Source organism: Pseudonocardia ammonioxydans, from assembly GCF_900115005.1.
Lineage (GTDB): Bacteria > Actinomycetota > Actinomycetes > Mycobacteriales > Pseudonocardiaceae > Pseudonocardia > Pseudonocardia ammonioxydans.
The window spans coordinates 34,417-60,527 of the sequence record NZ_FOUY01000033.1 but is presented as its reverse complement, the minus strand read 5'-3'; the positions used below and the strand labels follow the sequence as shown (position 1 = coordinate 60,527).

Sequence of the window (26,111 nt, the reverse complement as noted above, 5' to 3'; positions counted from 1 at the left end):
GACGCGCTTCGCGCCCGTGAGTGGTTATCGCGGCCCTGACCGCGATAACCACTCACGGGTGGCGGAGCCGCGGGGCCACACCGGGTCCGGGTCGTGGCCCGGTTCGGGTTCCGGGCGCAGCACCCGGCGCACCACGAGCACGCACAGCGCGACGACCACCGCGTCGCGGACGAGCACGGTGACCAGGAACGGCTCGGTCGGCAGGCCCTTGGCGTCCACACCCAGGTACTGGTACATCCGCGGTACCCAGACCAGCGCGTCGACCAGCATCCAGCCGAGCAGCAGCCGCCACCGCGGCAGCGCCAGCACGGCCAGCGGGACCAGCCACAGCGAGTACTGCGGGCTCCAGACCTTGTTGATCAACAGGAACGCGGCGAGGACCAGGAAGCCGAGCTCGGCGACCGCGGGCGGGCGCGGGGCACGCAGCGCGAGCCAGGCGATCGCCGCGAAGGCCACCGCCATCAGCGCGAAGGTCACCGCGTTGAGGATCGTCGGCGCGCCGCCGTCGCCCGGTGGCCCGTCGAAGCCCGCCCAGCCGGTGAACCAGGTCAGCGAGTACCAGATCGAGTCCGGGTCGGCCGCCCGTGTGCCGTTGAGCCGGAAGAACTCCGACCAGCCGCGCGGCCAGGCCAGCGCCACCGGCAGGTTCACCGCCAGCCAGGCCGCGATCGTCGCCCCGATGGTCCAGCCGGCGCGGGCCAGGCCACCGGTCGAGCGTCGTCGCCAGCCGACCAGCAGGACCGGGAGCAGCAGCAGCGCGGGATAGAGCTTCGCCGCGGTGCCGAGCCCGAGCAGCACCCCGGCCCACCCGGGCCGGTCGCGGCGCAACGCGAGCAGCGCACCGGTGGCGAACGCGACGGCGAGCGTGTCGAAGTTGGTGAACGCGTGGACCAGTGCGAGCGGGGACAACGCGACCAGCGCGGCGTCCCACGGGCGCTCCGGACGGAGCATCAGCACCGCCCAGACGACCGTCAGCCAGGCCGCGGCCAGCCAGAACGCCGTGATGTCGAAGTAGACGACGACGTCGAGCGCGGTCGGCAGCGGCGCTCGCTCGGCCAGCCACTGCCAGCCGTCGGTGAGCTGGGCGTTGAGGTACTGGAAGAACCCGGTGACCACCGGGTACTCCATGAACCGCTCCACCCGGCTGCCGTCGGCCGCGGTCTCGAACCAGGCGTCGCGGTAGGGGACACCGTCGTCGGCCAGGCCCTCCAGCCCGTAGAGCGGGACGGTGTCGGAGTAGCACATCGCCACGTACTGGCGGTCGCCCCGCCAGTCGAGGGCGAGCACGCCGTCGGCGGTGCGGTACTGCTGCAGGCAGGCCGCCTTGCCCAGCCAGCTCATCGCCAGCACGGCGACCGCGAGCAGCAGGACCACCCGCAGCGGGGTCCAGTACCGGGAGCGGCCGACGAGCGCGTGCCTGCCCAGCGGGCCGCCCACGACCCGGGCGGCCGAGCGCGCCAGCGGCTCGGTCCAGCTCGGGACGACCCGGCCGGTCGGGCCGTCACCGGGACGCGGCTCCGCGGGGGAGCCGGCGCCGGGACGGCCGGCTCCGGTCAGTTGTTCTCCTCGTCGGAGCCGCCGCCGTCGTCCCGGCCGCCCCCGGAGTCGTCGGACGAGCCGTCGCCGTCCCCGGAGTTGTCGTCACCACGGCCGCCGGAGTCGTCCCGGCCGGAGTCCCCGCCGTCGCGGTCCCCTCCGGAGTCCCCGCGGTCGCGGTCCCGCCCGGAATCGCGGTCCCGGCCGGAGTCGCGGTCCCGGGACTCCTCGTCCCTGCCGCGGTCCCGGTCGCGGTCCCCGTCGGAGTTCCGCTCCTCGGGGGCACCGGTGGGCTCCTGCCCGGTGTCGGTGGAGACCTCGCGGGCCGGTGCCTGGCCGATCGGCTCGAAGCCGGAGAACTGCTCGACCGGGGTGCCCCGCAGCACGTCGTTCATGAACGACTGCCAGATCGTCCCGGGGAGCATCCGGCCGTAGATGGGCCGGCCCGCCGAGTTCCGGATCGGGGTGTTGTCGTCGGTCCCGACCCAGACGGCGGTGGACACCGACGGCGTGTAGCCGACGGTCCAGGCGTCGTTGTTCTCGCCCTCGGTACCGCTCTGCACGGTGCCGGTCTTCGCGGCGACCGGGCGGCCGCCGTTCAGCCCGATCTTCGACGAGCTCGCCACGTCGGTCATCGACTCGGTCACGTTCCGGGCGACCTCGGGGTCCATGACCTGCTGGCCGGAGTCGGTTCCGCCCCGGTCGAAGATGACCCGGCCGTCGCTGGCGGTGACCTTGGAGACCAGGTACGGCTCACGCTTCATGCCGTCCGCGGCGAACGTCGCGTAGGCGCCGGCCATGTCCTCCGGGTGCACCTCACGGTCCCCCAGTGAGATGCCGCCGGTGGGGTTCGGCAGGAGGTCGGCCGGGATGCCCGCCTGGTGCGCGGCCTCGGCGACCTTCGCCGGGCCGACGTCGAGGCCCATCCGGTAGAAGATCGTGTTGATCGACTTGGTCATCGCCTCCTTGACCGAGCACCGGCCACAGCTGACGCCCTCGGAGTTGGTGACCTTCGTGCCCGCCAGCATCTGCGGCGACGACCCGTCGTAGGTGGCGCCGAGCCCGATCGGGTCGGGCGCCTGCAGGGCTGCGGCCAGCACGAACGGCTTGAACGACGACCCGGGCTGCTTGAGCACCGAGGCGTAGTCCAGCCCGACGCCGTTCTCCCCGCCGTAGTAGGCGAGCACCGCGCCGGACTTCGGGTCCACCGACACCAGCGACGAGCGCAGCTTGTCCGGCTGGCCCTTCATCGCCTTCTCGATGGCCTCCGCGGCCTGCTCCTGCGCCTTCGGGTCCACCGTCGTGGTGACGGTGAGCCCCTGGGTGTTGATCTCGGTCTCGGAGATCCCCAGCTTCTCGAGCTCGGAGCGGGCCGCGTTGTAGATGTGCCCGCGGTCGTCGCCGGGGATGCCGCCGCCCTGGTTGCCGGAGGACTCCTGCCACTGCGGGAACTGCTGGCGGGCGCGCTCGTCCGGGGTCATCCAGTTCTGCGCCACCATGCCGTCGAGCACGAAGGCCCAGCGGTCCTTGGAGGTCTCCAGGTTCTTCGCCGGGTCCCAGCGCGAGGGCGACTGGATCAGGCCGGCCAGCATCGCGCCCTCGGAGGCGTTCAGCTGCCCCACGTCCTTGCCGAAGTAGGCCTGGCTCGCGGCCTGCACGCCGTAGGCGCCCCGGCCCAGGTAGATCGCGTTGAGGTAGTTCTCCAGGATCTGTTCCTTGGTCATCTCCTTGGAGATCTTCGCCGCGAGCACCACCTCGCGGAACTTCCGGAACAGCGAGTTCTGGTCGTTGCCGGTCGTCACCTTGACGTACTGCTGGGTGATCGTCGAGCCGCCGCCGATGCCACCGGTGAGCTGGTTGATCACCGCACGGCCGATGCCGGAGATGTCGAAGCCGGGGTTGGAGAAGAAGCTCCGGTCCTCGGCGGACAGCACGGCCTGCTGCACGGGCACCGGAACCTGGTCCAGCGGGACGCTGATCCGGTTGACGTTGTCCGGCCGGACCGTGGCCAGCGGGCTGTCGTCGGCGTAGTTGAACGTCGCGACCTGGGTGACCGCGATGTCGTCGGCGCTGGGCACCGGGAACACCAGCCAGCCGATCGCGAACGCGACGAGCGGACCGATGACGGCCAGGCCGGCCGCGGCGAACACCCACTTGCGGATCCGCCGGCGTCGGGACCCGGCCGGGCGCCCCTCGCCGTCGCCGTCACCGCCGGGCCCACCGCCGTCGGGCGGGCCGGGGGGACCGGGCGGGCCCCCGCCGCCGGGGCGGCCGGGTACCGCGGCCGCCTCCGGGCGTGCCGGCCCGGGACGTTGCGCGGGCGGCGGCGCCGGACGGCCGCCGGCGTCGGGCCGGGGCACCGCTCCGAAGTGGCCGACCCCGGAGTCCTCGTGGGTCAGCAACGGTGGCGGCGACTGCGGGACCGGCCGCTGCGGCGGCGGGGGACCGGCCGGTCCCGGCCGCCCGCCCGCCGGTGGCCGCCCGTTCGGCGGCCCCTGCGGAGGCGGTCCCTGCGGAGGCGGGCCCTGCGGAGGTGGTCCCTGCGGGGGCGGACCGGGCCGCCGCGGTCCCGCGCCGGGACGGGGAGCCGGCGGGGGGAGCGGCCGGCCGGGTGGCGGCGGGGGGCCGGGCGGCGGGGTGCGCCGGGGGTCACGCTCGTCGTTCACCGGGCGGCTCCGTGGGGTGCGGTCTCGCTGGTCCGCCGGTGGCCGGGCCGGGGATGCCCGGGGCGGCGGGGGTCCGTACGCGGTCCGGTGCCGTGGGTACGGCCCGGTTCGGCTCGGGATCCGGGGGCCGGCTCATCCACCCGCGGTCCTGCGTCCGCGGCGCGGGCGACGGCCGGTGCCGAGGACGTACGACCGGACCAGGTGGTTCCAGCCGCAGCTGCGGCACACCTCGACCACGTGCACCGTGAACTCGGCGTGGTGGGCGGCCAGTTGTTCCAGGTCCTCGGTGGACCGGGCCGAGCCGGACACGTGCCGCAGGCTCTCGCCGAACACCCAGGAGACCTGGGCGAGCGGCTCCTTGCGGCACATCGGACAGGTCTGTTCGACCGTCGTGCCGTGGAACCGGGCGGCGCGATGCAGGTACGCACCGGCGTCGCACACCTCCTCCGGACCGACCCGACCGGCGCGGACGTCGGCCAGCAGCGCACGGCGCTGCAGGGCGTAGTCCACCACCTGTCGCGGGCTGAGCACCCACCCAGGGTACGCGCGGCCACGGGTCGCACCCAGTCGCGTCCCACCCGGGTGAACGGTCCCGCCCCAGGTGGCGGGGGTCCGGCAGGCCCGGGGGACCTGTGACGACGATCATTCCCGACGCGCGCCGATGTATCGGACCGATATGGTCTGGGCACCGGTCGGCCGGTCGGGGGTCCGTGAGGAAGGGGGTGCGCCGTGCTGGAGTTCGCCGTCCTCGGCCTGCTCCAGGAGGCACCGCTGCACGGGTACGAACTGCGCAAGCAGCTCGGCCGCCGGCTGGGTGGCTTCCGGGCATTCTCCTACGGCTCGCTGTACCCGGCGTTGCGCAGGCTGGTGCGGGCCGGGCTCATCGTCGAGGCCGGCGACCACGACCCGGCAGGGTCCGCCTGGTCCCGGCGTGGCCGCCGGGTCTACCGGATCACCGCCGAGGGCAAGGAGCGCTTCGCCGAGATGATCGACGAGGCGGGCCCGCAGGCGTGGGAGGACGGAAGTTTCGGGATCCATCTGGCGTTCTTCTCCCGGACGCCGGCGGAGACCCGGATCCGGATCCTCGAGGGCCGTCGCCGGACCGTCGAGGAACGCCGGGACGGGCTGCGCAGCGTGCTGAACCGGACCGGCGAACAGATCGACCGCTACACCCGCGAACTGCACCGGCTCGGGCTGGAGAGCTCCGAGCGGGAGGTGCGGTGGCTGAACGAGCTGATCGCCGCCGAGAACGCCGCGCGCGACGGTGGCGCGGACCAGACCATCCCCGGCGACGACGCCGGAACGGACGAAGGCCCGGACTTCCGGGAACGACAGGACGAGACAACAGGAGGAGCCTGACATGAGCCAGGTTCGGGTCGCGGTCGTCGGCGTGGGCAACTGCGCCGCGTCGCTGGTGCAGGGTGTCCACTACTACGCGGACGCCGACCCGTCGACCAAGGTCCCCGGCCTGATGCACGTGGACTTCGGTGGCTACCACGTCCGGGACGTGACGTTCGTGGCCGCGTTCGACGTCGACGCCAAGAAGGTCGGGCACGACCTCGCCGACGCCATCGCGGCCAGCGAGAACAACACGATCAAGATCGCCGACGTGCCGCCGCTCGGGGTGACCGTGCAGCGCGGGCCGACCCTCGACGGGCTCGGGCGGTTCTACCGCGAGACGATCACCGAGGCCGACGACGAGCCGGTCGACGTCGCGCAGGCGCTGCGGGACGCGCAGGCCGACGTCCTGGTGTCCTACCTGCCGGTCGGCAGCGAGGACGCCGACCGGTTCTACGCCCAGGCCGCGCTCGACGCCGGTGTCGCGTTCGTGAACGCGCTGCCCGTGTTCATCGCCTCCGACCCGGAGTGGGCGGAGAAGTTCCGTGCCGCCGGGGTCCCGATCGTCGGCGACGACATCAAGTCCCAGGTCGGCGCGACCATCACGCACCGCGTGCTGGCGAAGCTGTTCGAGGACCGCGGCGTGCAGCTCGACCGGACGATGCAGCTCAACGTCGGCGGCAACATGGACTTCCTCAACATGAAGGAGGCCGAGCGGCTCGAGTCCAAGCGGGTCTCCAAGACCCAGTCCGTGACCTCCCAGGTGGAGCGGGACATGGGCAAGGGGAATGTCCACATCGGGCCGTCGGACTTCGTGTCCTGGCTGGACGACCGCAAGTGGGCCTACGTCCGCCTGGAGGGCCGCGCGTTCGGTGACGTCCCGCTGAACCTGGAGTACAAGCTCGAGGTCTGGGACTCCCCGAACTCCGCCGGGATCATCATCGACGCCGTCCGCGCCGCCAAGATCGCCAAGGACCGGGGGATCGGCGGCCCGATCCTGTCGGCGTCGAGCTACTTCATGAAGTCCCCGCCCGAGCAGTACCGCGACTCCGAGGCACGGGACAAGGTGGAGGCGTTCATCCGCGGCGAGCTCGACGGCTGAACAGCTCCCGCGCCACCCGCACGGCGAGCGGCCCGGCGGTGACCATCCGTTTCACCGTCGGGCCGCTCGCCGTTTCCGTGCCAGGAAATTCCCGATCCGGAATTTTCCCGGAATTGTCCGTGAGCGCAGTCATGGGGCAGATGTGCGCTATGCCATTTATCTGAGCGATATCTGTTCGTAATGTGCCCGTCGGCCGTGCACGACCTCGCCCAACCGGGGTGGAGGGTGCAGGGTCACCGCCGGGCGACGACCCGGGCGGGTGGCACGACCGTCGGCACGTCGCCCCCATGACGTGCGAACTCCCCAGCACGCGGTCGGTCGCTCCCCGCCCGACCCGCTTCCCGGTGGTGCGACACCCCGAGGACTCCCCGTGCCCCAGCGACCCACCGCTCCGGCGCTCCGCATCGCGGTCGTGGCCACCACCGCCGCCGCTGCCGCCGCCCTGTCCGTGCTCCCCACCGCCACCGCGGCGCCCGCTCCGGACTCCGCCTCGGCCACCGCCCCCACGGTCTCCCGCGACGTCGCGCCGGCCGCCGGCGTGCTGCCCGCCGCACCGGGACCGGCCGCGCAGACCGCCGCCGCGGCGAGCTCGGCGGCCGCACCGGCCGCCCAGGCCGCGGCGGTCCGCACCAGCGCGCTGTCCACCGCGATGGCCCAGCTCGGCAAGCCCTACAGCTACGGCGCCGACGGCCCGAGCGCGTTCGACTGCTCCGGCCTGGTCAGCTACGCCTTCTCGAAGGCAGGCAAGGACGTCCCGCGCACCAGCAGCGCGCAGGCCTCGGCAGGCACCAAGGTCTCGAAGTCCAACCTCAAGCCGGGTGACCTGGTCTTCTTCTACAAGCCGGTCAGCCACGTCGGCATCTACGCCGGCGACGGCCAGGTGGTGCACGCCTCCACCAGCGGCCAGCCGGTGAAGGTCTCCGACATGGACGCGATGCCGTTCAACTCCGCCCGCCGCATCTGACGGTCCGGCCGGCCCCGTGTCGTCGCCCGGTTCCTGCCTCGCACGCGCGGGGCGGGGCCGGGCGCCGTAGGTTCGGGGCATGAGCACCACCAGCCGTCCCGAGCGGCCCACGGCCCTGATCACCGGTGCCTCGCAGGGCATCGGCGCCGCCGTCGCCCGGCTGCTCGCACCGCGCTACGACCTGCTGCTCGGCGGCCGGGACACCGGACGGCTGACCGCGCTGATCGACGAGCTGACCGCCGCCGGTCCGGTACGGGCGCAGCCACTGCCGGTCGAGCTGACCGACGACGCCGCGCTCGCCGAGGCACTGTCCGGGATCGACCGGCTCGACGCCCTGGTGCACTCGGCCGGGATCGGCGAGCTCGGCACCGTCGCGGAGACCCCGGCCGCGACCTGGCGGCAGCAGTTCGACGTCAACGTCGTGGCCGTCGCCGAGACCACCCGGCTGCTGCTGCCCGCACTGCGGGCCGCGGGCGCCGGTGCCGGGGCCGACGTCGTGCTGGTCAACTCCGGATCCGGCATCACCGCGAAGGCCGGGTGGGCCTCCTACGCCGCGAGCAAGTTCGCGCTGCGGGCCTTCGGCGACGCGCTGCGCGCCGAGGAGTCCGGCAACGGCATCCGGGTCACCTCGGTGCACCCGGGACGGGTGGACACCGCGATGCAGCAGCGCGTCGTCCGGCACGAGGGTGGCGAGTACGACGGCTCCCTGTTCCTGCGACCCGAGTCGGTCGCGGCGGCTGTGCTCGCCGCGCTGACCGCGAGCCGGGACGCGCAGATCACCGAACTGGTCGTCCGGCACCAGGGCTGAGCCGCGCGGCCGGTCCGGCCGCCGCGCGCAGCTCCTCCAGCGTCGCGAGCACCGGCGGGGTGTGGGCGGCGGCGTCGCGCACCACGGCCAGGATCGACCGCACCGGCGCCGGGCGCACCACCGGCACCGCACACGTCCCGGACGGGAGGTGCTCCGCGCCCAGCTCGGGCAGCACGGTGATCCCGATCCCGGCGGCGACGAACGCGAGCGCCGTCGGGTAGTCGTGCGCCTCCACGTGGAACGGCGGCCGGAACCCCGCCGCCGTGCACGCCTCGACCAGGTTGCGCCGGCACCAGCCCCGGGCGAAGTCGTTGTCCACCCAGCGCTCGTCGGCCAGCTCGGCCAGCTCGACCTCGTCCCGGCCGGCGAGCGGGTGGCCCGGCGGGAGCACGACGACGTACGGGTCGTCGAGCAGGTGGTGCACGGTGAACCCGGGCCACGCCGCGAAGTCCGGCCGCTCGACGGCCACCTGCACGTCGGAGCGGTCCGCCGGGTCGTCGGGCAACCACTCGCGCAGGGCCAGGTCGAGCCGGACGCCGGGGAACTCGCCGGTCAGCCGGCGCACGACCCCGGGCATCCAGGCCGCGCCCACCGAGGCGAAGTAGGACACCGACAGCGTCCCCGTGCGCCCGGCACGCAGATCCGCCACGACGGACTCGGCCTCACCGAGCCGGGTGAGGATGCCGTCGGCCTGCTCGGCCAGCACCAGACCGGCCGCCGTCACGCGCAGGCCCCGGCCGACCCGCTCGAACAGCGCGAGTCCGGTCTCCCGCTGCAGGGCCGTGACGTGCTGGCTCACCGCCGACGGCGTGTATCCCAGATTGGTGGCGGCGCCCTGCACCGAACCGCTGGCCACGACGGACCGGAACACGCGCAGGCGGTGGGTGTCCAACACCCGGCAACCGTACAGCAACACTGAATATACCGGTAGGAACAATCGCTGGTGCTGAAGTGTCCGGGCCGGGAGGCTCGGGTTATGAGCCCGCCCCCATCTGTGTCCCGCTCCCTGCTCCCGCTCGCGGCCGCCGCGACCACCGTCGTCCTGTGGGCGTCGGCGTTCGTCGGGATCCGAGCGGTCGGTCACGACCTCTCGCCCGGCGCGCTGGCACTGGGCCGGATGCTGGTCGGCTCGCTCACCCTGACGGCGATCGTGCTGGTCGTGCGGTCCCACCGGGGTGGTCCCCGGCTGCCCGACGGACGGTTGCTCGGTGCGGTCGCGCTGTGGGGCGCGGCCTGGTTCGGGCTCTACAACCTGGCCCTCAACGCCGCGGAACGCCACCTCGACGCCGGCACGACCGCGCTGCTGGTGAACGTGGCGCCGGTGGTGGTCGCGGTGCTGGCCGGGCTCCTGCTCGGCGAGGGCTTCCCCGGCCGCCTGCTGGCCGGCATGGCGATCGCGTTCGCCGGTGTCGTCCTCATCGCGACGACCACCTCGGCAGGCGGCACCGACCTGTCCGGCGTGCTGCTCGGGCTGCTCGCCGCACTGCTCTACGCGGGCGCCGCCGTCGCCCAGAAGCGGCTGCTGGTCCGGATCGACGCGCTGACCGTCACCTGGCTCGGCGCGGTGGCCGGCACCGTCGCCCTGCTGCCGTACCTGCCCACGCTGGTGGCCGAGCTCGCCTCGGCCCCGGCGTCGGCCGTCGCCGGCACCGCCTACCTCGGGGTCTTCCCGACCGCGATCGCGTTCCTGACCTGGGGATACGCGCTGTCCCGGACGACCGCCGGCCGATTGGCCGCCGCCACCTACGCCGTCCCGCCGATCGTGGTGCTGCTGTCCTGGGCGCTGCTCGGGGAGGTCCCGGCACCGCTCGCGCTGGCCGGTGGCGTGCTGTGCCTGGCCGGTGTCGTGGTCGCGACCCGGCCCCGGCGGGTCCCGGCTCCGGGGCCGGGATCGGTCGAACGACGGACCCCCACCGCCCGCTGAGTCGCTAACCTCGGCGGGTATGGGGGAGCCACAGGAGTCCGACGGCGGGGCGGCGCTGATGCGGGTCTCCGACACCGAACGCCAGGAGACCGCCGAGCGCCTCAAGCTGGCGCACGACCAGGGCCGGCTGTCGCTGACCGAGTACGACCAACGGCTGCGCGACGCCTACGCCGCGACCGTCCGGCGCGATCTCGACGTGCTGACCGCCGACCTGCCTGCCGTGCGGCGCTCCGAGCTGCCCACGGTGCAGGCCGAGGCCGCGGAGGTCGAGAAGACCGAGGCGAAGCGGGAGTACCTCAAGGAGTGGCGGTCCTGGGCCGGGACGGCGGTCCTGCTGACCGGCATCTGGCTGGTCACCGCCGTCGCCTCGGGCGGCCTGCCGTTCTTCTGGCCGATCTTCCCGATCGGGATCTGGGGTGCGGTCCTGCTCGCCCAGCTGTTCTGGGGTGATGACGAGTAGCCGCGCACACCGGGTGCCCCATAGGCTCGGACCATGCTCGATCCGGGCCGCGTCGATCTGGCCGCGCTGGCCGACGCGCTGGACGACCGGTCGCCGGAGACCCACTGGTACCTGGACCCGGTCAGTGGCGCGGTCGCCGGTCACAGCGATGACGACAAACCGCCCGCGGACTGGTTGGAGATCGACTCCGTCACCAGCCGGGAGTCGTACCGGGACATGGCCGACTTCACCGCGGGCGTCCAGCACCGGCGGGCGGCCTCACTGCTGGACCGGGCCATCGACGGGCGCGGTGCGTTCCGCCGGTTCAAGAACACGCTGTTCGAGTTCCCCGAGGTCCGCGACCAGTGGTACCGCTTCCGCGACGCCCGCTCCCGGCGCCGCGCCGTGGACTGGCTGGCCGGCACCGGCCTGATCACCGAGGCCGACGCCGAGCAGCTCCGGGCCCGCCACCCCGACCCCGACCCGTCGAACGACGACGTGCCCGCGGCCGTCGCCGCGGATCTGGCCGCACTCTACGGCCCGCGGCTGCGGCAGGTGCTGCTCTTCGGCCCGTGGGCCAGCGGCGAGGGGACGGTCGAGTCCGCGATCGACCTGCTGGTCGTGCTCGACGACCACGCCACGACGATCCTGCCCTGGGAGGAGCTGCGGGCGATGGACGACGTGCTGTGGCAGCACACCGAGCGCACCGGCCTGACGATCAGCGTCCTGCCGGTCGGGCAGCACGAGCTGGCCCGGCCCGGTGACCCGACGGTGATCCGGGCCCGCGCCGAGGCGGTGCGGCTGCGGTGAACGGGTCCGCGCACCGCTCCGGGATCGCCCGGGCCCGCACCGAGCTGGCGGGCGCCCGGCTGCTCGCCGAGCACGGCTTCCCCGATGCCGCCGTCTCCCGGGCGTTCCACGCGGCGTTCCGCGCCGCCGAGACCGCGCTGCTCGTGCTGGGGGAGACCCGGGCCGAGCACTCCGACGTCGTCAGCGCGTTCGTCCGCCGGGCGGTGCGGGAACGCTCGCTGGACCGGCAGGCCGGGCAGCTGCTGCGCTCGCTGTTCAACCGCCGCGCGCTGGCCGACCACTCCGACAGCTCGGCTCCCCCGCGGGAGGCGGTGCTGGCACTCGAGGACGCCGCGTTCGTGGTCGACGCCATCGAGGTGTGGCTGGCCGCACCGGACCTGAGCGGCCCGCCCACCGTGACGGGGCAGGCCACCCGGCGTCCGGCGAAGCCCCCGCGCCGGGCCCCGCCGGCCAGGCCCGACGGACGACCCAGGCCTGACGGACGACCCGGGCCTGACGAACGACCCAGGCCTAACGGACGACGTTGACCAGGCGCCCCGGCACGACGATGACCTTCTTCGGCTCGGCACCGTCCAGTGCTGCGACGATCTTCTCGTCGCCCAGTGCGGCCGTCCGGATCTCGTCCTGTCCCGCCTCCGCGGGGACGCTGACCCGGGAGCGGACCTTGCCGTTGACCTGGATCGGGTACTCGACGGTGTCGGCCACCAGGTACCGCTCGTCGGCCACCGGGAACGACGCGTAGGCCAGCGAACCGTCGTGGCCCAGCCTCTGCCACAGCTCCTCGGCGATGTGCGGGGCCAGCGGCGCCATCATCAGCACCAGCGACTCGGCGATCTCGCGCTCGACCCGCGTCCCGCGCTTGGTCAGCACGTTGTTCAGCTCGATCAGCTTCGCCGCGGCGGTGTTGTAGTGCAGGGCCGGGAAGTCCGCACGGACGCCGGCGACGGCCTTGTGCAGCGCGCGCCGCACGTCGTCACCCGGCTCGTCGTCGACCACCGTCGTCTCGCCAGTGTTCTCGTCGACCAGGTTGCGCCACACCCGCTGCAGGAACCGCTGCGGCCCGACGACGTCGCGCGTCGACCAGGGGCGGGAGGCCTCCATCGGGCCGGTGTACATCTCGTACAGCCGGAACGTGTCCGCGCCGTAGCGCGCGCACATCTCGTCGGGCGTCACGACGTTCTTCAGTGACTTGCCCATCTTCCCGTACTCCTGGGTGACGGGTTCACCGTTCCACGTGAAACCGGTCGTGCCGTCGGCTGCCGGGGAGCCCTCCACGACCTCCTCGGCCGGCACGTACATACCGCGCGCGTCGGTGTAGGCGAAGGCCTGGATGTAGCCCTGGTTGAACAGCCGCCGGAACGGCTCCTCGCTGGTGACGTGGCCCAGGTCGAACAGCACCTTGTGCCAGAACCGGGAGTACAGCAGGTGCAGCACGGCGTGCTCGACGCCGCCGACGTACAGGTCGACGCCACCCGGGTCGTCGGCCTTGGCCGGGTCCTTGCCCAGCCAGTACCGCTCGGCCTCCTCGGAGACGAAGCGCTCGGAGTTCTCCGGGTCCAGGTAGCGCAGGTAGTACCAGCAGGAGCCGGCCCACTGCGGCATCGTGTTCGTCTCGCGGCGGTAGGCCTTCGGACCGTCACCCAGGTCCAGCTCGACGTTGACCCACTCGCTCGCCCGCGACAGCGGCGGCTCCGGCTCGGTGTCCGCGTCGTCGGCGTCGTAGGTCTTCGGCGCGTAGTCGTCGACGTCGGGCAGCTCGACGGGCAGCTGGTCCTCGGGCAGCGAGACCGGGCCGTGCTCGTCCCACACGATGGGGAACGGCTCACCCCAGTAGCGCTGGCGGGAGAACAGCCAGTCCCGCAGCTTGTACTGGACCACGCCCTCGCCGGTGCCCTGCGCCGCCAGCCAGTCGATGATCCGCCGCTTGGCGTCGTCGACACCCAGGCCGTTCAGGCTGACCTCGTCGTTCGCCGAGTTGATCGCCGGTCCGTCGCCGGTGAACGCCTCGCCGTCGAAGCCCTCGCCCGGGTCGACGGTCCGCACGATCGGCAGCCCGTAGGCGGTCGCGAAGTCCCAGTCGCGCTGGTCCTGCGCGGGCACCGCCATGATCGCCCCGGTGCCGTAGCCCATCAGCACGTAGTCGGCGACGAAGATCGGGATCGACGCGCCGTTCACCGGGTTCGTGGCGTACGCCCCGGTGAAGACGCCGGTCTTGTCCTTGTTCTCCTGACGGTCCAGCTCCGACTTGCGTGCGGCCTCGGCGCGGTAGGCCGCGACGGCCTCGGCCGGGGTCGCGGCCGCGCCGGTCCAGCGGGCGTCCACACCGGACGGCCACGCGGCCGGCACGATCGTCTCCACCAGCGGGTGCTCGGGCGCCAGGACCATGTAGGTCGCCCCGAACAGCGTGTCCGGCCGGGTCGTGAAGACCTCGATCTCATCGGTCGCACCCGGCACGGCGAACCGGACGCTCGCCCCCTCGGAGCGCCCGATCCAGTTGCGCTGCATCGCCTTGACCGACTCCGGCCACTCGACCCGGTCCAGGTCGTCGGCCAGCCGGTCGGCGTAGGCGGTGATCCGCATCATCCACTGCTTCAGGTTGCGGCGGAAGACGGGGTAGTTGCCGCGCTCGGAGCGCCCCTCCGGGGTGACCTCCTCGTTCGCCAGCACGGTGCCCAGGCCCGGGCACCAGTTGACCGGGGCCTCGGAGATGTAGGCCAGCCGGTACGAGTCGATCAGCGCCCGCCGCTCGCCCTCGGCCAGCTCGGTCCAGGCCCGCCCGTCCGGGGTGCGCCGCGCGCCGGACTCGAACTCGGCCCGCAGCTCGGCGATCGGGCGGGCGCGGTCGGCGTCGGTGTCGTACCAGGCCTCGAAGATCTCGCGGAAGATCCACTGGGTCCAGCGGTAGAACGGGATGTCGGTGGTCGAGACCGAGCGGCTCGGGTCGTGCCCCAGGCCCAGCTGGCGCAGCTGCTCGCGGTACCGGGCGATGTTCGCCTCGGTGGTGGTCCGCGGGTGGGTCCCGGTCTGGACGGCGTACTGCTCGGCGGGCAGGCCGAACGCGTCGAAACCCATCGGGTGCAGCACGTTGTGGCCGGTCATGCGCAGGTAGCGACCCAGCACGTCGGTACCGATGAACCCCAGCGGGTGCCCGACGTGCAGCCCCGACCCGGACGGGTACGGGAACATGTCCATCAGGTAGTACTTCGGCTTCTCCGAGCCGGGCTCACCGGGGTTCGGGGTGCGGAAGGTCTGCTCGGCCTCCCAGAAGTCCTGCCACTTGCGCTCGATCCGGCCGGCCATCTCGGCGTCGTAGCGGTACGCGGGCCGGTCGGAGTGCGCAGCGCGCTCCCCGTTCGTCTCGGCGGCGGTGCTGGTCTCGGTGCTCATGTCCGTCTCACCTCGGGAAACCTGTTGCGACGGCCCGTCGCGGGCCCGGAACACGCTGCGACCCCTCCAGCACGTGGCCAGGAGGGGTCGTCGCCGCACCGGTCGGATCCGCGTCGACTGCGACTCACCGCGGCGCGGCGCCGGGAAGTCGGTGCTGCCGGTGGGGCAGCCACCGCCGGGCCGTGCACATGTGACCAGGGTAGCCGGGGCGGGCGTCCCCGCTCCGCCGGGTTCTACCCTGGTCACGTGCCCACCACGCTGCGCCTCGTCCTCGCCGCCCTGCTCCTGCTGGCCGGAGCGGTGCTCGTCGTCCTCGCCGCGCTGGGTGCGAGCGGGAAGCTGCCGCGCAACCGGTTCGCCGGCGTGCGCACACCGGCCAGCCTGCGCACCGCCGACGCGTTCGTGCTGGCCAACCGGGTCGCCGCCGGTCCGCTCGGGGCGGCCGGGCTCGTCGGGCTCGTCGGCGGGTCCGCGCTGTTCGTCACCGGCCGCGGCGGTGCGATGCCGTGGGTGCTCGGCGGGCTCGCCCTGATCGGGACGGTCGTGCTGGCCGGCGTGGGCGGTTCCCTGGGCGCGCGGGCGGCCGAGGTCACGCTCGCCGAGCAGACCGCCGAGCCCGCGCCGACCTGCGGCGGGGTGTGCAGCGGCTGCGACCTGGTCGCCGGCTGCCGGGACGCGACCGGCACGGAGCCGGGGTCCACGCCCACCGCCGCGCGCCGCTCCGGGGACGCCGCGGGCTGACCGCGGAACCTCAGCGCAGCGCGGACTCGACCTCGTCGGCCGCCGCAGCGGCCCCGCCGGCCGCGGCGATCTCCGCGGCCATCACGGCGAGCCGCTCGCGCACGGCCGGGTCGTCGGCGACCGCGTCGACCGCCGACCACAGCCGGTCCGCGGTGAGGGTTGCGGGGTCGAGGGTCCGCCCCAGCCCGAGCTCGGCAACCCGGTCGGCGTTGGCCCGCTGCTCGGCCATCTGCGGCAGTGCCACCAGCGGCACCCGGGCGGCGAGGCCCTCCATCGTCCCGCCCATCCCGGCGTGGGTGACGAACGCCCGGGCGTGCCGCAGCACGGTCAGCTGCGGGACCTGCGGGTGCACCTCCACGTTCGGCGGGAGCGGGCCGAGCTCGGCCGGGTCGACCTCGCCGATCGACGCGACGACGTGCCACGGCCGGTCCGCGGCGGTCGAGACGATGGTCCGGTAGATCCCGGGCCTGCGGTTGTAGGCGCTGCCGAGCGAGACCAGCAGCACGGGGCGTCCGTCCGGTGGCGGGCTCCACCCGGTGTCGTGTGCGCGGTCGCCGAGTACCGGCCCGACGAACCGGTGCCCGGTGAACGTCTCACCGGCGTACTGGAACGCCCGGGGCACGGTGACCAGGCGCCGGGTCGCCGTCGCCCCCTCGAAGAACGCCCGGACATCGCGGATCCCGTGCCTGCGCAGGTAGGCGGCGAACCTCACCATCGTGACGAGAAGCCGCGGATCCAGCGGGTTGAGCCTCGCGTACCGGCTCATCGACCAGTGCCGGTTGCCGACCAGGTTCGGCCAGATCTCCACCGACGGCGTCCCCCAGTGGTGGGCCAGCACCCGGCCCCAGACCGCGAGCGGCCCGTCGTGCAGGACGAGGTCCGGGCGCGGGTGCCCGGTCAGCTGCGGGACCAGGAAGCGGGTCTCGTCGAGCAGGTACCCGATCGCCCGGACCAGGTGCCGGCCGTGCATCTGCGGCGGATCATCCAGGTCCTGGGTCTCCCAGGACGAGGACACCGGCACGACCCGGGCACCGGTGGCGGCCATCCGCTCGGCGAACCGGCCCGGCACGAAGCTGCTGACCGCGTGTCCGCGGCGGACGAGCTCGGCGACGATCCCGATCGCCGGGTTGACGTGCCCGGCTCCCAGCGGCGCGTAGTGCGCGATGGCGGCCACGCCCGGAGCGTAGTGCGCTCAGTTGTGCGCGGGGTCGAGCGGGAACGTCGCGAGCAGGGCGAGCGGGATGCCCTGCCGGCGCAGCACGCGCTCCCACAGCCGCTCGTGCGCGACCGTCAGCAGGTCGTCCGGCAGTCCGGGGACCACGAACCAGTCCCCGCGGGCGATCTCCCCGTCGAGCTGGCCGGCATCCCACCCGGAGTACCCGGCGAAGATCCGCAGCCCGCGCAGGCGCGGGGCCAGCGGTGCGGGATCGGAGTCGAGGTCGACGAGCTGGACCGGTGGACGGACCGGCATCAGCCCGGCCAGCCCGCGGCCCGACTCGCCGGTGCGCAGCGTGGCCAGGCACAACGCGGTCCGGGCCTCGACCGGACCTCCGACGAACATCGTCCCGGGGTCGCTGGTCAGCCCGGCCCAGCGCGGCAGGACGTCCCGGACGGCCGCCGGGCCCGGCCGGTTCAACACGACGCCGAGGCTGCCGTGCGGCCGATGTTCGATCATGTAGACGACCGTCCGGGAGAAGTTCGGGTCCCCCAGAGCGGGTGCGGCTACGAGCAGGCTCCCCGGAACGACCGGGGGGATGGCGGCGCCTCGCGCGGCGCGGTGTTCCCGCACGGCTCCATGTTCGCACCCGCCTCGGCGACGTAGGCTCGGCACCCGTGCGCAGTACCCCGACCGGCCCGGCCGTCGTCCCGGCACGGTCCGGGGAGAGCGCGGGCCTGGGCGCCGCCCTCGCGCTGCTGCGCCGCGGGGCGTTCGCCCGGCTGTTCGGGGTGCGGCTGTCGGCCCAGTGGGCGGACGGGTTGTTCCAGGCCGCGCTCGGCGGTGCCGTGCTGTTCAACCCGGAACGCGAGGCCGACCCGCTCGTGGTCGCCTCCGGGCTGGCGGTGCTGCTGCTGCCGTACTCGCTGCTCGGTCCGTTCGCCGGGTCGCTGCTCGACCGCTGGGACCGGCGCCGGGTACTCGCCGGGGCGAGCGTGCTGCGTGCGTGCCTGGTCGTCACGGTCGCCGCGGCGATCGCCGCCGGCTGGGCCGGTGCCCCGCTGTACGTGCTGGCGCTGGCGGTGACCGGGGTGAACCGGTTCGTGCTGACCGGGTTGTCGGCCGCGCTGCCGCACGTGGTGCCGGACACCGCCCGGCTGGTCCCCGCCAACACCCTGTCGGTGACGGTCGGGGCGGGGGTGTCCGCGGCCGGTGCCGGGTGCGCCGTGGCGCTGCGCGCGGTGTTCGGGGACGGCGACGCCGGCTCGGCGGCGACGGTCCTGGTCGCGGCCGTGGGGTCGCTGCTCGCCGCGCTGCTGGCCACCGGGTTCGCCCGCGGGGCACTGGGCCCGGGCACCGGGCCCGCCCCGGCCGACGGCCCGACCCCCTCGGTGCTGCGCGACGTGCTCGGCGGGCTCGCCGCGGGCGCCCGGGCCACCGCCACGACCCCGGCCGTCTGTGCCCCGTTCCTGGGCCTGGTCGCTCACCGGCTCGCGTTCGGGATCAACACGCTGCTGCTGCTCATGCTGTTCCGGCACGTGTTCACGCCGGAGAACGTGCCCGGCGCCGGCGGACTGCTCGGGGTGGGCGTGGTCGCCGGGCTGACCGCGGCGGGCCTCGCCGTCGCCGCGCTCGTGACCCCGCCGCTGGTCCGGCTCACCGGGTCGGTCGGTGCGGTGCGGATCGCGCTGACCGGTGCCGTGCTGGCCCAGGCCGCCGTCGCCATCCGGCTGTCGCTGCCCACCGTGCTGGTGAGCGCGTTCGCGCTGGGGGTGTTCGGGCAGGTCGTGAAGCTGTGCGCCGACGCGGGTGTGCAGGCCGGGGCCGGTGACGCCGTGCGCGGCCGGGTCTTCGCGCTGTTCGACGCCGTCTTCAGCATCTGTTACGTGGCCGCGGTCAGCCTGGCCGCCGTCGCCGGTCCGGTGGACGGACGGTCACCGGGGCTGCTGGGCGTGGCGGCGGGCCTCTACGCGGCCGGGCTGCTCGCGCACGTCGGGTATCTGAACGGACGTGCTGGACGGACGTCCGAACCGGCGGTCTGACCGCCGGTCGGCCCCGGCATGTACGTCTGTCCGACCCGCTACACGTCCGTCCTGTACGTACGTCTTACACGCTCGTACAGGACGGACGTCCGGTTCAGAGGTTCTCGGCCGCCCAGGCGCGCAGCTCCGCCTCGGCCCGCTCCGGCCCCAGCGGGCCCTGCTCCATCCGCAGCGCGAGCAGGTGCTTGTAGGCCTTCCCGACGGCCGGCCCGGGAGCGATGCCGAGCAGCTCCATGATCTGGTTCCCGTCGAGGTCGGGCCGGATCGCGTCGAGCTCCTCCTGCTCGCGCAGGGCCCCGATGCGCTCCTCGAGCCCGTCGTAGTTGCGCTGCAGGGCCGCGGCCCGGCGGCGGTTGCGGGTGGTGCAGTCCGACCGGACCAGGTCGTGCAGCCGGTCCAGCAGCGGCCCGGCATCGGTCACGTAGCGGCGTACCGCGGAGTCGGTCCACTCACCCTTGCCGTAGCCGTGGAAGCGCAGGTGCAGGAAGACCAGCTGGGACACGTCGTCGACCAGCGCCTTCGGGTACTTCAGCGCGCGCATCCGCTTGCGGGTCATCTTCGCGCCCACCACCTCGTGGTGGTGGAACGAGACCCGGCCGTCCGGCTCCTTGCGGCGGGTCGCGGGCTTGCCGATGTCGTGCAGCAGTGCCGCGAGCCGCAGGGTCAGGTCCGGCCCGTCGGTCTCGCGGTCGATCGCCTGCTCCATGACGACCAGCGAGTGCGTGTAGACGTCCTTGTGCTGCATGTGCTCGTCGGTCTCCAGCTGCATGGCCGGGACCTCGGGCACGACGTGGCGGGCCAGCCCGGTGTCGCAGAGCAGCTCGATGCCGCGGCGGGGGTGCGCACCCAGGATCAGCTTGGAGAACTCGGCCTGCACCCGTTCCGCGGTGATCCGGGCCAGCTCGCCCGCCATCCCGGTCATCGCCGTGGTGACCCGCTCGGCCGGGGTGAACCCGAGCTGGGAGACGAACCGCGCCGCCCGCAGCATCCGCAGCGGGTCGTCGGCGAACGAGCGCTCCGGCAGGTCCGGGGTGTCGAGCACACCCTGGGCCAGGGCGGCGAGCCCGCCGTGCGGGTCCACGAAGCGGCGCTCGGCCCCGGTGAGCTCCACCGCCATCGCGTTCACGGTGAAGTCCCGGCGGACCAGGTCGCCCTCCACCGTGTCACCGAAGCGGACCTCCGGATTGCGGGAGGCGCCGTCGTAGGTGTCGGCGCGGAACGTCGTCACCTCGAGGATATGGTCCCGCCGGCGCAGCCCGACCGTGCCGAACGCGATACCGGTGTCCCAGACCGCGTCGGCCCACCCGCGCCCGATCTCCAGGATCGTCTCGGGACGGGCATCGGTGGTGAAGTCGAGATCGCCCGGATCGCGCCCGGGGGCCCCGGTGCCGCGCAGCAGCGCGTCGCGCACGCTGCCGCCCACCAGGTAGAGCCGGTACCCGCGCTCGGCGAAGCGGGCGGCCAGCTCGTCGGCGACGGCCGGTACGTCGAGCATCTGCACCACGGCGTTCTCCTGGGAGCGCTGCAGCTCGTCCGGGTCCGGTCCGGCTGCGGCCGGTACGGACGGGCGCGGGGACGTACGAGAGGTCACGGACGGCGAGGACACGACCGGCCAGTGTAGGCAACGCGCCCGGGCGGGGCCCGGGGTACACCGGTCCGGAACCGGTGACGAGGACCTGATCACACCCCGGACGCCGGGTCACGAACCGGTCGGCGACGGCTCGTCGGCCGCCCGACTCGCCGACTCCTCGTTACCATCGCCACATGTCCACCTCCCGCGGCCGCTCTGCCGCCGGTCGAGGCGCGGGGCACGGAGGGCGCGCAGGGCGATCTTCGGACCGGCGCCGCCGGCTGCGCACGGTGGACGAGACGTCCGCCGGGGGACTCGTCGTCCACCCGGACACCGGGGCGGCCGCGCTGATCGGCCGGCTCGACCGGCGGGGACGGCTGCTGTGGTCGCTGCCGAAGGGCCACATCGAGGCGGGGGAGACCGCCGAACAGGCGGCCGTGCGCGAGGTCGAGGAGGAGACCGGCATCATCGGAGAGGTGCTGGCACCCCTGGGCACCATCGACTTCTGGTTCGTCGCCGAGGACCGTCGGGTGCACAAGACCGTGCACCACTACCTCATGCGTGCGCTCGGCGGTGAGCTCTCCGACGCCGACGTCGAGGTCTCCGAGGTGGCCTGGGTACCGCTCGACGAGCTGGAGGGCAGGCTCGCCTACGCCGACGAGCGCCGGCTGATCCGGCACGCGGCCAACCTCCTGGAGGAGACGGCGTGAGCCGGGTCGCGGCCCTGGTCGCGATCGTGCTCGTCGCCCTGGTGGGCACGCTCACCCCGGGGCTGGTCCCGGCACCCGCGGCCACCGCCCAGGAACCGCTCCCGGCCCCGGTCCGCATGGACCTGTCCGCGATGTCCCCACGCGTGGTCACCGCCGCGGGCCCGCCCGAGCTCGTCGTCACCGGCACGATCACCAACACCGGACCGGACCCGGTCGACGACCTGTCGCTGCGGGTCCAGCGCGGGCAGGCCGTCGGCGGTGAGCCCGCGCTGCGCAGTGCGCTGTCCGGGGAGCTGGACACCGACGACGCCGTGCCGCCGTTCGCCGCGCTCGGCCCGCTCGCCCCCGGGGACTCGGTGCCGTTCCGGTACGCGGTCCCGCTGACCGGCGCGCCGGACGGCTCGCTCGCCCTCCCCGGCCCGGGCACGTACCCGATGCTGGTGAATCTCAACGGGACCGTCGACGGCACCCCGTCCCGGCTGGCCGCGCTCCGCACCGTGCTGCCGGTCTCCTCGCTGCCCGGCAGCCCGGCCGCCGAGCCGGACGTCCCCGCCCCGACGACGATGCTCTACCCGATCAGCGACGCGCCCCGGCGGATCCCGCCGGTACCCGGGCAGACCCCGGTCCTGACCGACGACGGGCTCGCCGCGTCGTTCGCCGCGGGCGGGCGCCTCCGTGGCCTGGTCGAGGCGCTGTCCACCGCGGCCCCGGCCGGGTCCCCGACCCGCGCGTCGCTGTGCCTGGCCGTCGATCCCGAGCTCGTCGCGACGGCGTCGGCGATGCGCGGCGGTTACGAGGTCGTCGGCGGGCCCGACGGGGCGACCGTGCCCGGGCGGGGCGCGGAGGCGGCGGGGCAGTGGCTGGCCGCGCTGCAGGCCGCCGCCCGCGACACCTGCGTCGTGGCGCTGCCGCCGTCCGACGCCGACCTGGTCGCGCTGGTGCGCGGCGGCGAGGCCGAGCTGGCCCGCACGACCCTCGAGCAGGGCCGCGAGGCGCTCGCCGCCGAGCTCGGCACCACCGTGCTCGACGACGTGGTCTGGCCCGCCGACGGCGTGCTCGACGAGCCGACCCTGGCCGCCCTCGGCGGCGACACCCGCTTCGTGCTCTCCGCCGACGGCGTCAGCGCCCCGGGTGACTCCGGGGTGGTCCGGCTCGGTACCGGCGACGACCCCGCCCCCGGTGGCGAGCCGCGTGCCGACCCCGACCACGCCGTGCTCGCCGACCCGCTGCTGACCGAGGCCGCGGACGGCGACCAGCTCGGGCAGGACCTCGCCGGGACGCTCGCCTTCCGGGCGCTGGCCGACGACGGGACCGACCCGCTGGTCGTCGCGCCCGGCCACCGGTGGGACGCGGGCGGCGCGGCCGCGACCGGTGCCCTCTCCGCACTCACCGCACTGATCGAGGAGGGACGGATCGCCCCGGCCGGGTTGCCCGGCCTCGCCGCGGGTCCCGACGCCGGTACCGAAAGCGCACGACTGTTCTACCCACCGCAGGCCGGGTCCGCGGAGATCCCGGGCCCGGTGGTGGCGACGATCGCCGACCAGGTCCGGTCGATCGAGGGCCTGCGCGGCGCCGCCGAGGGCCGGACCGGGGTCGGGGCCGATCCCGCCGAGGTGTTCGACCCGCTCGTCCGCGGGACGCTGCGGGCGGCCTCGTCGTGGTGGCGCGGCGATCCGGGGCGCGCCGAGCGGGAGGCCGGGATCGTCGCCGACCGGATCGAGCAGATCCGCGGGTCGGTGCGGGTGGTGGAGCCGCCGAGCCCGTACTCGCTGGGGACCAGTGACGCACCGTTGCTGGTCACCGTCGCCAACGGCCTGCCGGTGACGATGAACGTCCGGGTCGTGCTGTCCAGCACCACCGGGTTGCGGGTCGCTCCGATCCCGGTCCAGGCGGTGCCGCCGCTGGGCCGGGTCCAGGTGCGGGTGAGCGCCCAGGTCACCCGTTCCGGCCAGTTCAGCGTCGACGCCGGACTGCGCACCCCGGACGGTGCGCAGCTCGGCCCGGACACCCGGCTGCGGGTCCGGTCGACGGTCTACGGGACGGTCACCGTGTGGCTGACCGCCGTCGCCGGCGCGGTCCTCGTCGTGCTCGTCGTGCGCCGGGTGGTGCGCCGGATCCGCTCGGCGGGCGGCAGCGGCCCACCGCCCGGTGGTCCCGGCGGTCCCGGCGGCGGTTCCGGCGGTCCGGGCGGTCCCGGGGGGCCGCCACCGTCCGAGCCGGACGGTGGCCGGGCCACCCGCCCGGCCCGTTCGTCGGGGGCGCCGGGCCCGGGCTGACCCCCGCTACAGCACGCCCTTCTCACCGACAGGCGACACAATCGGACCGCTCGTCGCAAATTTACAGCCGTCCACCGAATACAACACCGAACAGGCAAACCAACCGGGACCTGCCGTCGATGACAGTTCGGGAAGGGTCGAGCCGGGTTCGCGGCTCGTCCCGATCCGACCGAGTGACGTAGGCTGGTGTGGACGTGACACCAGACGCCAGGGGGAGGGCGAGGCCGTTGAGCGGGCAGACCGACGAGCGCGCTGCCCGGACCGACGTCCACCCCGAGCCCCGGCCGGAGGCCACCGGGCGCCACCCGTCGCTCGACCCCGCAGGCCCGCCGACCTCCTCGACCCCGGCAGCGGCGACCGACGCCGCACCGTCGCCCGAGCACCCCGAGCCGCACCGGCCGGCCGAGGAACAGCCCACCGCCGCGGTCCCCGCCCAGAGCCGCCCCACCGAACGGATCACCACCGGCCGGGACGTGCTCGGCACCGCCGCGGGATCCCAGCTCACCGACCGCTACGTGCTGCGCCAGCGGATCGGTTCCGACCCCGGTGCGGGTGCCGAGTTCTGGCGCGCGGAGGACACGGTGCTGCGCCGCCCGGTCGGTGTCACCCTGCTCCGCCGGCTCCCCGCCGACGACCGTTCCGACGACCCCGAGGGCACCGCCCGGGCCGGCGAGATGATCGTCCGTGCGCTCCGGTCCGGCTGCTTCGAGCACACCGGCAGCGCCCGGCTGCTCGACGTGCTGTCCCCGGGTACGCACGGTGTGCCCGCCGACGTGCTGGGTGCGGCCGTCGCCGAATGGGTGCCCGGCCGCTCGCTCGCCGAGACCGTCGCCGAGGGGCCGGTCCGGGCACAGCGCGCGGCCCATGCCGTGGAGAGCCTGGCCGCGGCCGCGACCGAGGCGCACCAGCACGGGCTGGTGCTCGGCTGTGACCACCCGCAGCGGGTCCGGATCACGCCGGACGGTCGCGCGATGCTGGCCTTCCTGCTGCCGCGGCCGTCGGTGTCCGCCGCCGACGACGTCCGCGGGCTCGGGGGGCTGCTCTACTGCCTGCTGACCCGCCGCTGGCCGCTGTCCGTCGCCGACGCCGCCCGTGCCGGGCTGGTCGCCGCCGACCGGACCCCCGCGGGCCGGTTGCGCTCGCCGTCCCAGCTGCGCCCCGGGGTGCCGCTGGAGCTGGACACGCTGTGCATGGGCGCCCTCGGGCAGGGCGGCGAGGGCTGGGGCCGCGTGCACACCGCCGCGGCGCTGCACCGGATGCTCGTCGACGTGGTCGCCGAGGACGCCGACCAGGCCCTGTTCCCACCGGTGCAGGACGGCGCCCCCTCGGACCCGGACGACGTCTGGCAGGACTCCGACCACCTGCCCGACTCCCGCAACGACCCGCAGCGCCGCCGCAACCTGCGGATGGGCCTGGCCGTGCTGGGGGTCGGCGTGCTGGTCGTGCTCGGCTACCTCGGTGTCCAGGTGGGGACGCTGTTCGGCGGCTCGGGGGAGCCGCCGGTGGTGCTGCCCCCGGCGGCCACGGTCCCCGCCCAGACGCAGGCGCCGCCCGCACCGGGGACCGGCGTCGCGGCCGCCCCGGTCCAGCAGGTGTCGGCGCAGGTCTTCGACCCGACGGGCAACGGCGACAACCCCGACACCGTCGACCGGGTCGTGGACGGCGACCCGGCCACGACCTGGGCCACCAGCCAGTACTTCCAGCCGTTCCCGGCGCTCAAGCCGGGCATCGGGATCATGGCCTCGTTCGACTCGCCGCAGCCGGTGACCAAGCTGACGATCGAGTCGGCCACCCCGGGCACGGTGGTGGAGGTCCGCTCGGCCCCGTCCGAGGACGCCTCGCTGGAGCAGACCCGTCCGATCACCACGGTCACCCTGGAGGGCGGCGAGACGGTCGTCCCGCTCGACGGGGCCCGGCCGACCGGGAACGTCCTGCTCTGGATCACCACCCTCGGATCGGGCAACCAGAGCGAGGTCGGCGAGATCTCGTTCGAACGCGCGGTCCAGTAGCCCCGGCGCCGTTCGCGATCGCACCGGCTCCGGCGGACCGGCCGTGACCGGAGCCGCCGGCTGCCTACCGTGCGCCGGTGCCCGCCCCCGACCGCCTGCTGCGCGCCGGCCCGCCGGCCGTCGAGGCGCCCGACCTGGACGAGGTGTTCCGGGTGCACGCCGACCGGCTCTGGTCGGTGGCGCTGCGCATACTCGGTGACGCCGTCGAGGCGGAGGACGCCGTCCAGGAGGCGTTCCTGGCGGCGCTGCGCACGCCGGACTTCCGGGGGGACGCCACCGCCGGGACCTGGCTGCACCGGATCCTGGTCAACGGCTGCATCGACCGGCTCCGGGCCACCGCGCGCCGGCGGGACCGCGCCCGCCCCCTCGACCCGGCGGTCACCGCCGACCCGGCGGTCACCGCCGACCCGGCCGGGCGGCTGGTGACCCGGCTGGCCGTCGACGACGCGCTCACCCTGCTGCCCACCGAACAGCGGGTCGCGGTCGTGCTGGTGGACGGGCTCGGCTACTCCGTCTCGGAGGTGGCACAGATCGTCGGCACCCCGGACGGGACCGTGAAGAGCCGGTGCGCCCGGGGACGGCTGCGGTTGGCCCGCGCGCTGGGCCACCTGCGGGAGGGACGCCCATGACCCG

General features: G+C 74.4%; 22 protein-coding genes. 14 read left to right on the top strand and 8 right to left on the bottom strand.

Going from position 1 to position 26,111, the window contains the following annotated elements:
- Positions 1-24: 24 nt before the first annotated feature.
- The 3 genes from BM093_RS25460 to BM093_RS25450 form a co-directional block, all read right to left on the bottom strand.
- A complete protein-coding gene (locus BM093_RS25460; RefSeq protein WP_342743041.1) occupies positions 25-1,437 on the bottom strand; it encodes a glycosyltransferase family 87 protein in 1,413 nt (470 codons plus the stop codon).
- Positions 1,438-1,553: 116 nt separating this feature from the next.
- Positions 1,554-3,938, bottom strand: a complete 2,385-nt coding sequence (locus BM093_RS25455) for a transglycosylase domain-containing protein (RefSeq protein ID WP_245773793.1) — start codon at positions 3,936-3,938, stop codon at positions 1,554-1,556.
- Positions 3,939-4,334: 396 nt separating this feature from the next.
- Complete coding sequence (locus tag BM093_RS25450) at positions 4,335-4,733, bottom strand: DUF5318 family protein (protein ID WP_093350821.1); 399 nt, start codon at positions 4,731-4,733, stop codon at positions 4,335-4,337.
- A 198-nt stretch (positions 4,734-4,931) separates the two neighbouring features.
- On the opposite strand from BM093_RS25450, the gene BM093_RS25445 reads away from it, so the two are divergent.
- The 4 genes from BM093_RS25445 to BM093_RS25430 all read left to right on the top strand — a co-directional run bounded on the left by BM093_RS25445 (position 4,932) and on the right by BM093_RS25430 (position 8,414).
- The gene (locus BM093_RS25445; protein ID WP_093350816.1) at positions 4,932-5,561 is read left to right on the top strand and encodes a PadR family transcriptional regulator; all 630 of its coding nucleotides are present in this window, start codon (positions 4,932-4,934) and stop codon (positions 5,559-5,561) included.
- Between the two features lies 1 nt (position 5,562).
- The gene (locus BM093_RS25440) at positions 5,563-6,642 is read left to right on the top strand and encodes an inositol-3-phosphate synthase (protein WP_093350811.1); all 1,080 of its coding nucleotides are present in this window, start codon (positions 5,563-5,565) and stop codon (positions 6,640-6,642) included.
- Positions 6,643-7,012: 370 nt separating this feature from the next.
- Complete coding sequence (locus BM093_RS37535) at positions 7,013-7,606, top strand: C40 family peptidase (protein WP_245773792.1); 594 nt, start codon at positions 7,013-7,015, stop codon at positions 7,604-7,606.
- Between the two features lie 79 nt (positions 7,607-7,685).
- Positions 7,686-8,414: an SDR family oxidoreductase gene (locus tag BM093_RS25430; protein WP_093350806.1), complete on the top strand. Its 729-nt coding sequence runs from the start codon at positions 7,686-7,688 to the stop codon at positions 8,412-8,414.
- Here the strand turns inward: BM093_RS25430 and BM093_RS25425 are convergent.
- Positions 8,383-9,309 (bottom strand): LysR family transcriptional regulator, encoded by a 927-nt coding sequence (locus tag BM093_RS25425; RefSeq protein WP_093350801.1) that lies wholly within the window; start codon positions 9,307-9,309, stop codon positions 8,383-8,385. The two genes, BM093_RS25430 and BM093_RS25425, sit on opposite strands and share 32 nt — an antisense overlap.
- A 99-nt stretch (positions 9,310-9,408) precedes the next feature.
- Between BM093_RS25425 and BM093_RS25420 the strand changes: the two genes are divergently transcribed.
- The 4 genes from BM093_RS25420 to BM093_RS25405 are packed head-to-tail and all read left to right on the top strand — an operon-like array spanning position 9,409 to position 12,114.
- Positions 9,409-10,338: a DMT family transporter gene (locus BM093_RS25420; RefSeq protein WP_245773791.1), complete on the top strand. Its 930-nt coding sequence runs from the start codon at positions 9,409-9,411 to the stop codon at positions 10,336-10,338.
- 19 nt (positions 10,339-10,357) lie between these two features.
- On the top strand, positions 10,358-10,798 hold the full coding sequence (locus BM093_RS25415; protein ID WP_245773790.1) for a DUF1707 SHOCT-like domain-containing protein: 441 nt from the start codon (positions 10,358-10,360) through the stop codon (positions 10,796-10,798).
- 33 nt (positions 10,799-10,831) lie between these two features.
- Positions 10,832-11,587: a UPF0158 family protein gene (locus BM093_RS25410; RefSeq protein WP_093350790.1), complete on the top strand. Its 756-nt coding sequence runs from the start codon at positions 10,832-10,834 to the stop codon at positions 11,585-11,587.
- Positions 11,584-12,114 (top strand): HEPN domain-containing protein, encoded by a 531-nt coding sequence (locus BM093_RS25405; protein ID WP_245773789.1) that lies wholly within the window; start codon positions 11,584-11,586, stop codon positions 12,112-12,114. Before BM093_RS25410 ends, BM093_RS25405 begins: the two co-directional genes overlap by 4 nt.
- On the opposite strand, the gene leuS is transcribed toward BM093_RS25405, so the two are convergent.
- Positions 12,098-14,887, bottom strand: coding sequence for a leucine--tRNA ligase (gene leuS / locus BM093_RS25400; protein WP_245773798.1), 2,790 nt, complete (start codon positions 14,885-14,887; stop codon positions 12,098-12,100). The genes BM093_RS25405 and leuS overlap by 17 nt on opposite strands.
- 333 nt (positions 14,888-15,220) lie before the next feature.
- On the opposite strand from leuS, the gene BM093_RS36170 reads away from it, so the two are divergent.
- The gene (locus BM093_RS36170) at positions 15,221-15,715 is read left to right on the top strand and encodes an SdpI family protein (RefSeq protein WP_093350780.1); all 495 of its coding nucleotides are present in this window, start codon (positions 15,221-15,223) and stop codon (positions 15,713-15,715) included.
- Positions 15,716-15,725: 10 nt separating this feature from the next.
- Here BM093_RS36170 and BM093_RS25390 read toward each other — a convergent pair whose 3' ends face one another.
- Both BM093_RS25390 and BM093_RS25385 read right to left on the bottom strand, forming a co-directional pair.
- A complete protein-coding gene (locus BM093_RS25390) occupies positions 15,726-16,889 on the bottom strand; it encodes a macrolide family glycosyltransferase (protein ID WP_093350776.1) in 1,164 nt (387 codons plus the stop codon).
- An 18-nt stretch (positions 16,890-16,907) separates the two neighbouring features.
- Positions 16,908-17,504, bottom strand: a complete 597-nt coding sequence (locus BM093_RS25385; protein WP_093350771.1) for a YqgE/AlgH family protein — start codon at positions 17,502-17,504, stop codon at positions 16,908-16,910.
- A gap of 44 nt (positions 17,505-17,548) precedes the next feature.
- On the opposite strand from BM093_RS25385, the gene BM093_RS25380 reads away from it, so the two are divergent.
- A complete protein-coding gene (locus tag BM093_RS25380; RefSeq protein ID WP_245773788.1) occupies positions 17,549-18,913 on the top strand; it encodes an MFS transporter in 1,365 nt (454 codons plus the stop codon).
- Positions 18,914-19,007: 94 nt separating this feature from the next.
- On the opposite strand, the gene BM093_RS25375 is transcribed toward BM093_RS25380, so the two are convergent.
- Positions 19,008-20,441, bottom strand: coding sequence for a CCA tRNA nucleotidyltransferase (locus BM093_RS25375; protein ID WP_425439200.1), 1,434 nt, complete (start codon positions 20,439-20,441; stop codon positions 19,008-19,010).
- A 236-nt stretch (positions 20,442-20,677) separates the two neighbouring features.
- Between BM093_RS25375 and BM093_RS25370 the strand changes: the two genes are divergently transcribed.
- From BM093_RS25370 to BM093_RS25355, 4 genes are all read left to right on the top strand, one after another.
- Positions 20,678-21,193: an NUDIX hydrolase gene (locus tag BM093_RS25370; protein ID WP_177238703.1), complete on the top strand. Its 516-nt coding sequence runs from the start codon at positions 20,678-20,680 to the stop codon at positions 21,191-21,193.
- Positions 21,190-23,469, top strand: a complete 2,280-nt coding sequence (locus tag BM093_RS36165) for a DUF6049 family protein (protein ID WP_093350765.1) — start codon at positions 21,190-21,192, stop codon at positions 23,467-23,469. The genes BM093_RS25370 and BM093_RS36165 overlap by 4 nt, the downstream gene beginning before the upstream one ends.
- Positions 23,470-23,696: 227 nt before the next feature.
- The gene (locus BM093_RS25360) at positions 23,697-25,478 is read left to right on the top strand and encodes a protein kinase family protein (RefSeq protein ID WP_177238702.1); all 1,782 of its coding nucleotides are present in this window, start codon (positions 23,697-23,699) and stop codon (positions 25,476-25,478) included.
- Positions 25,479-25,555: 77 nt separating this feature from the next.
- Complete coding sequence (locus BM093_RS25355) at positions 25,556-26,107, top strand: sigma-70 family RNA polymerase sigma factor (RefSeq protein WP_093350759.1); 552 nt, start codon at positions 25,556-25,558, stop codon at positions 26,105-26,107.
- The last annotated feature ends 4 nt before the right edge of the window (positions 26,108-26,111 follow it).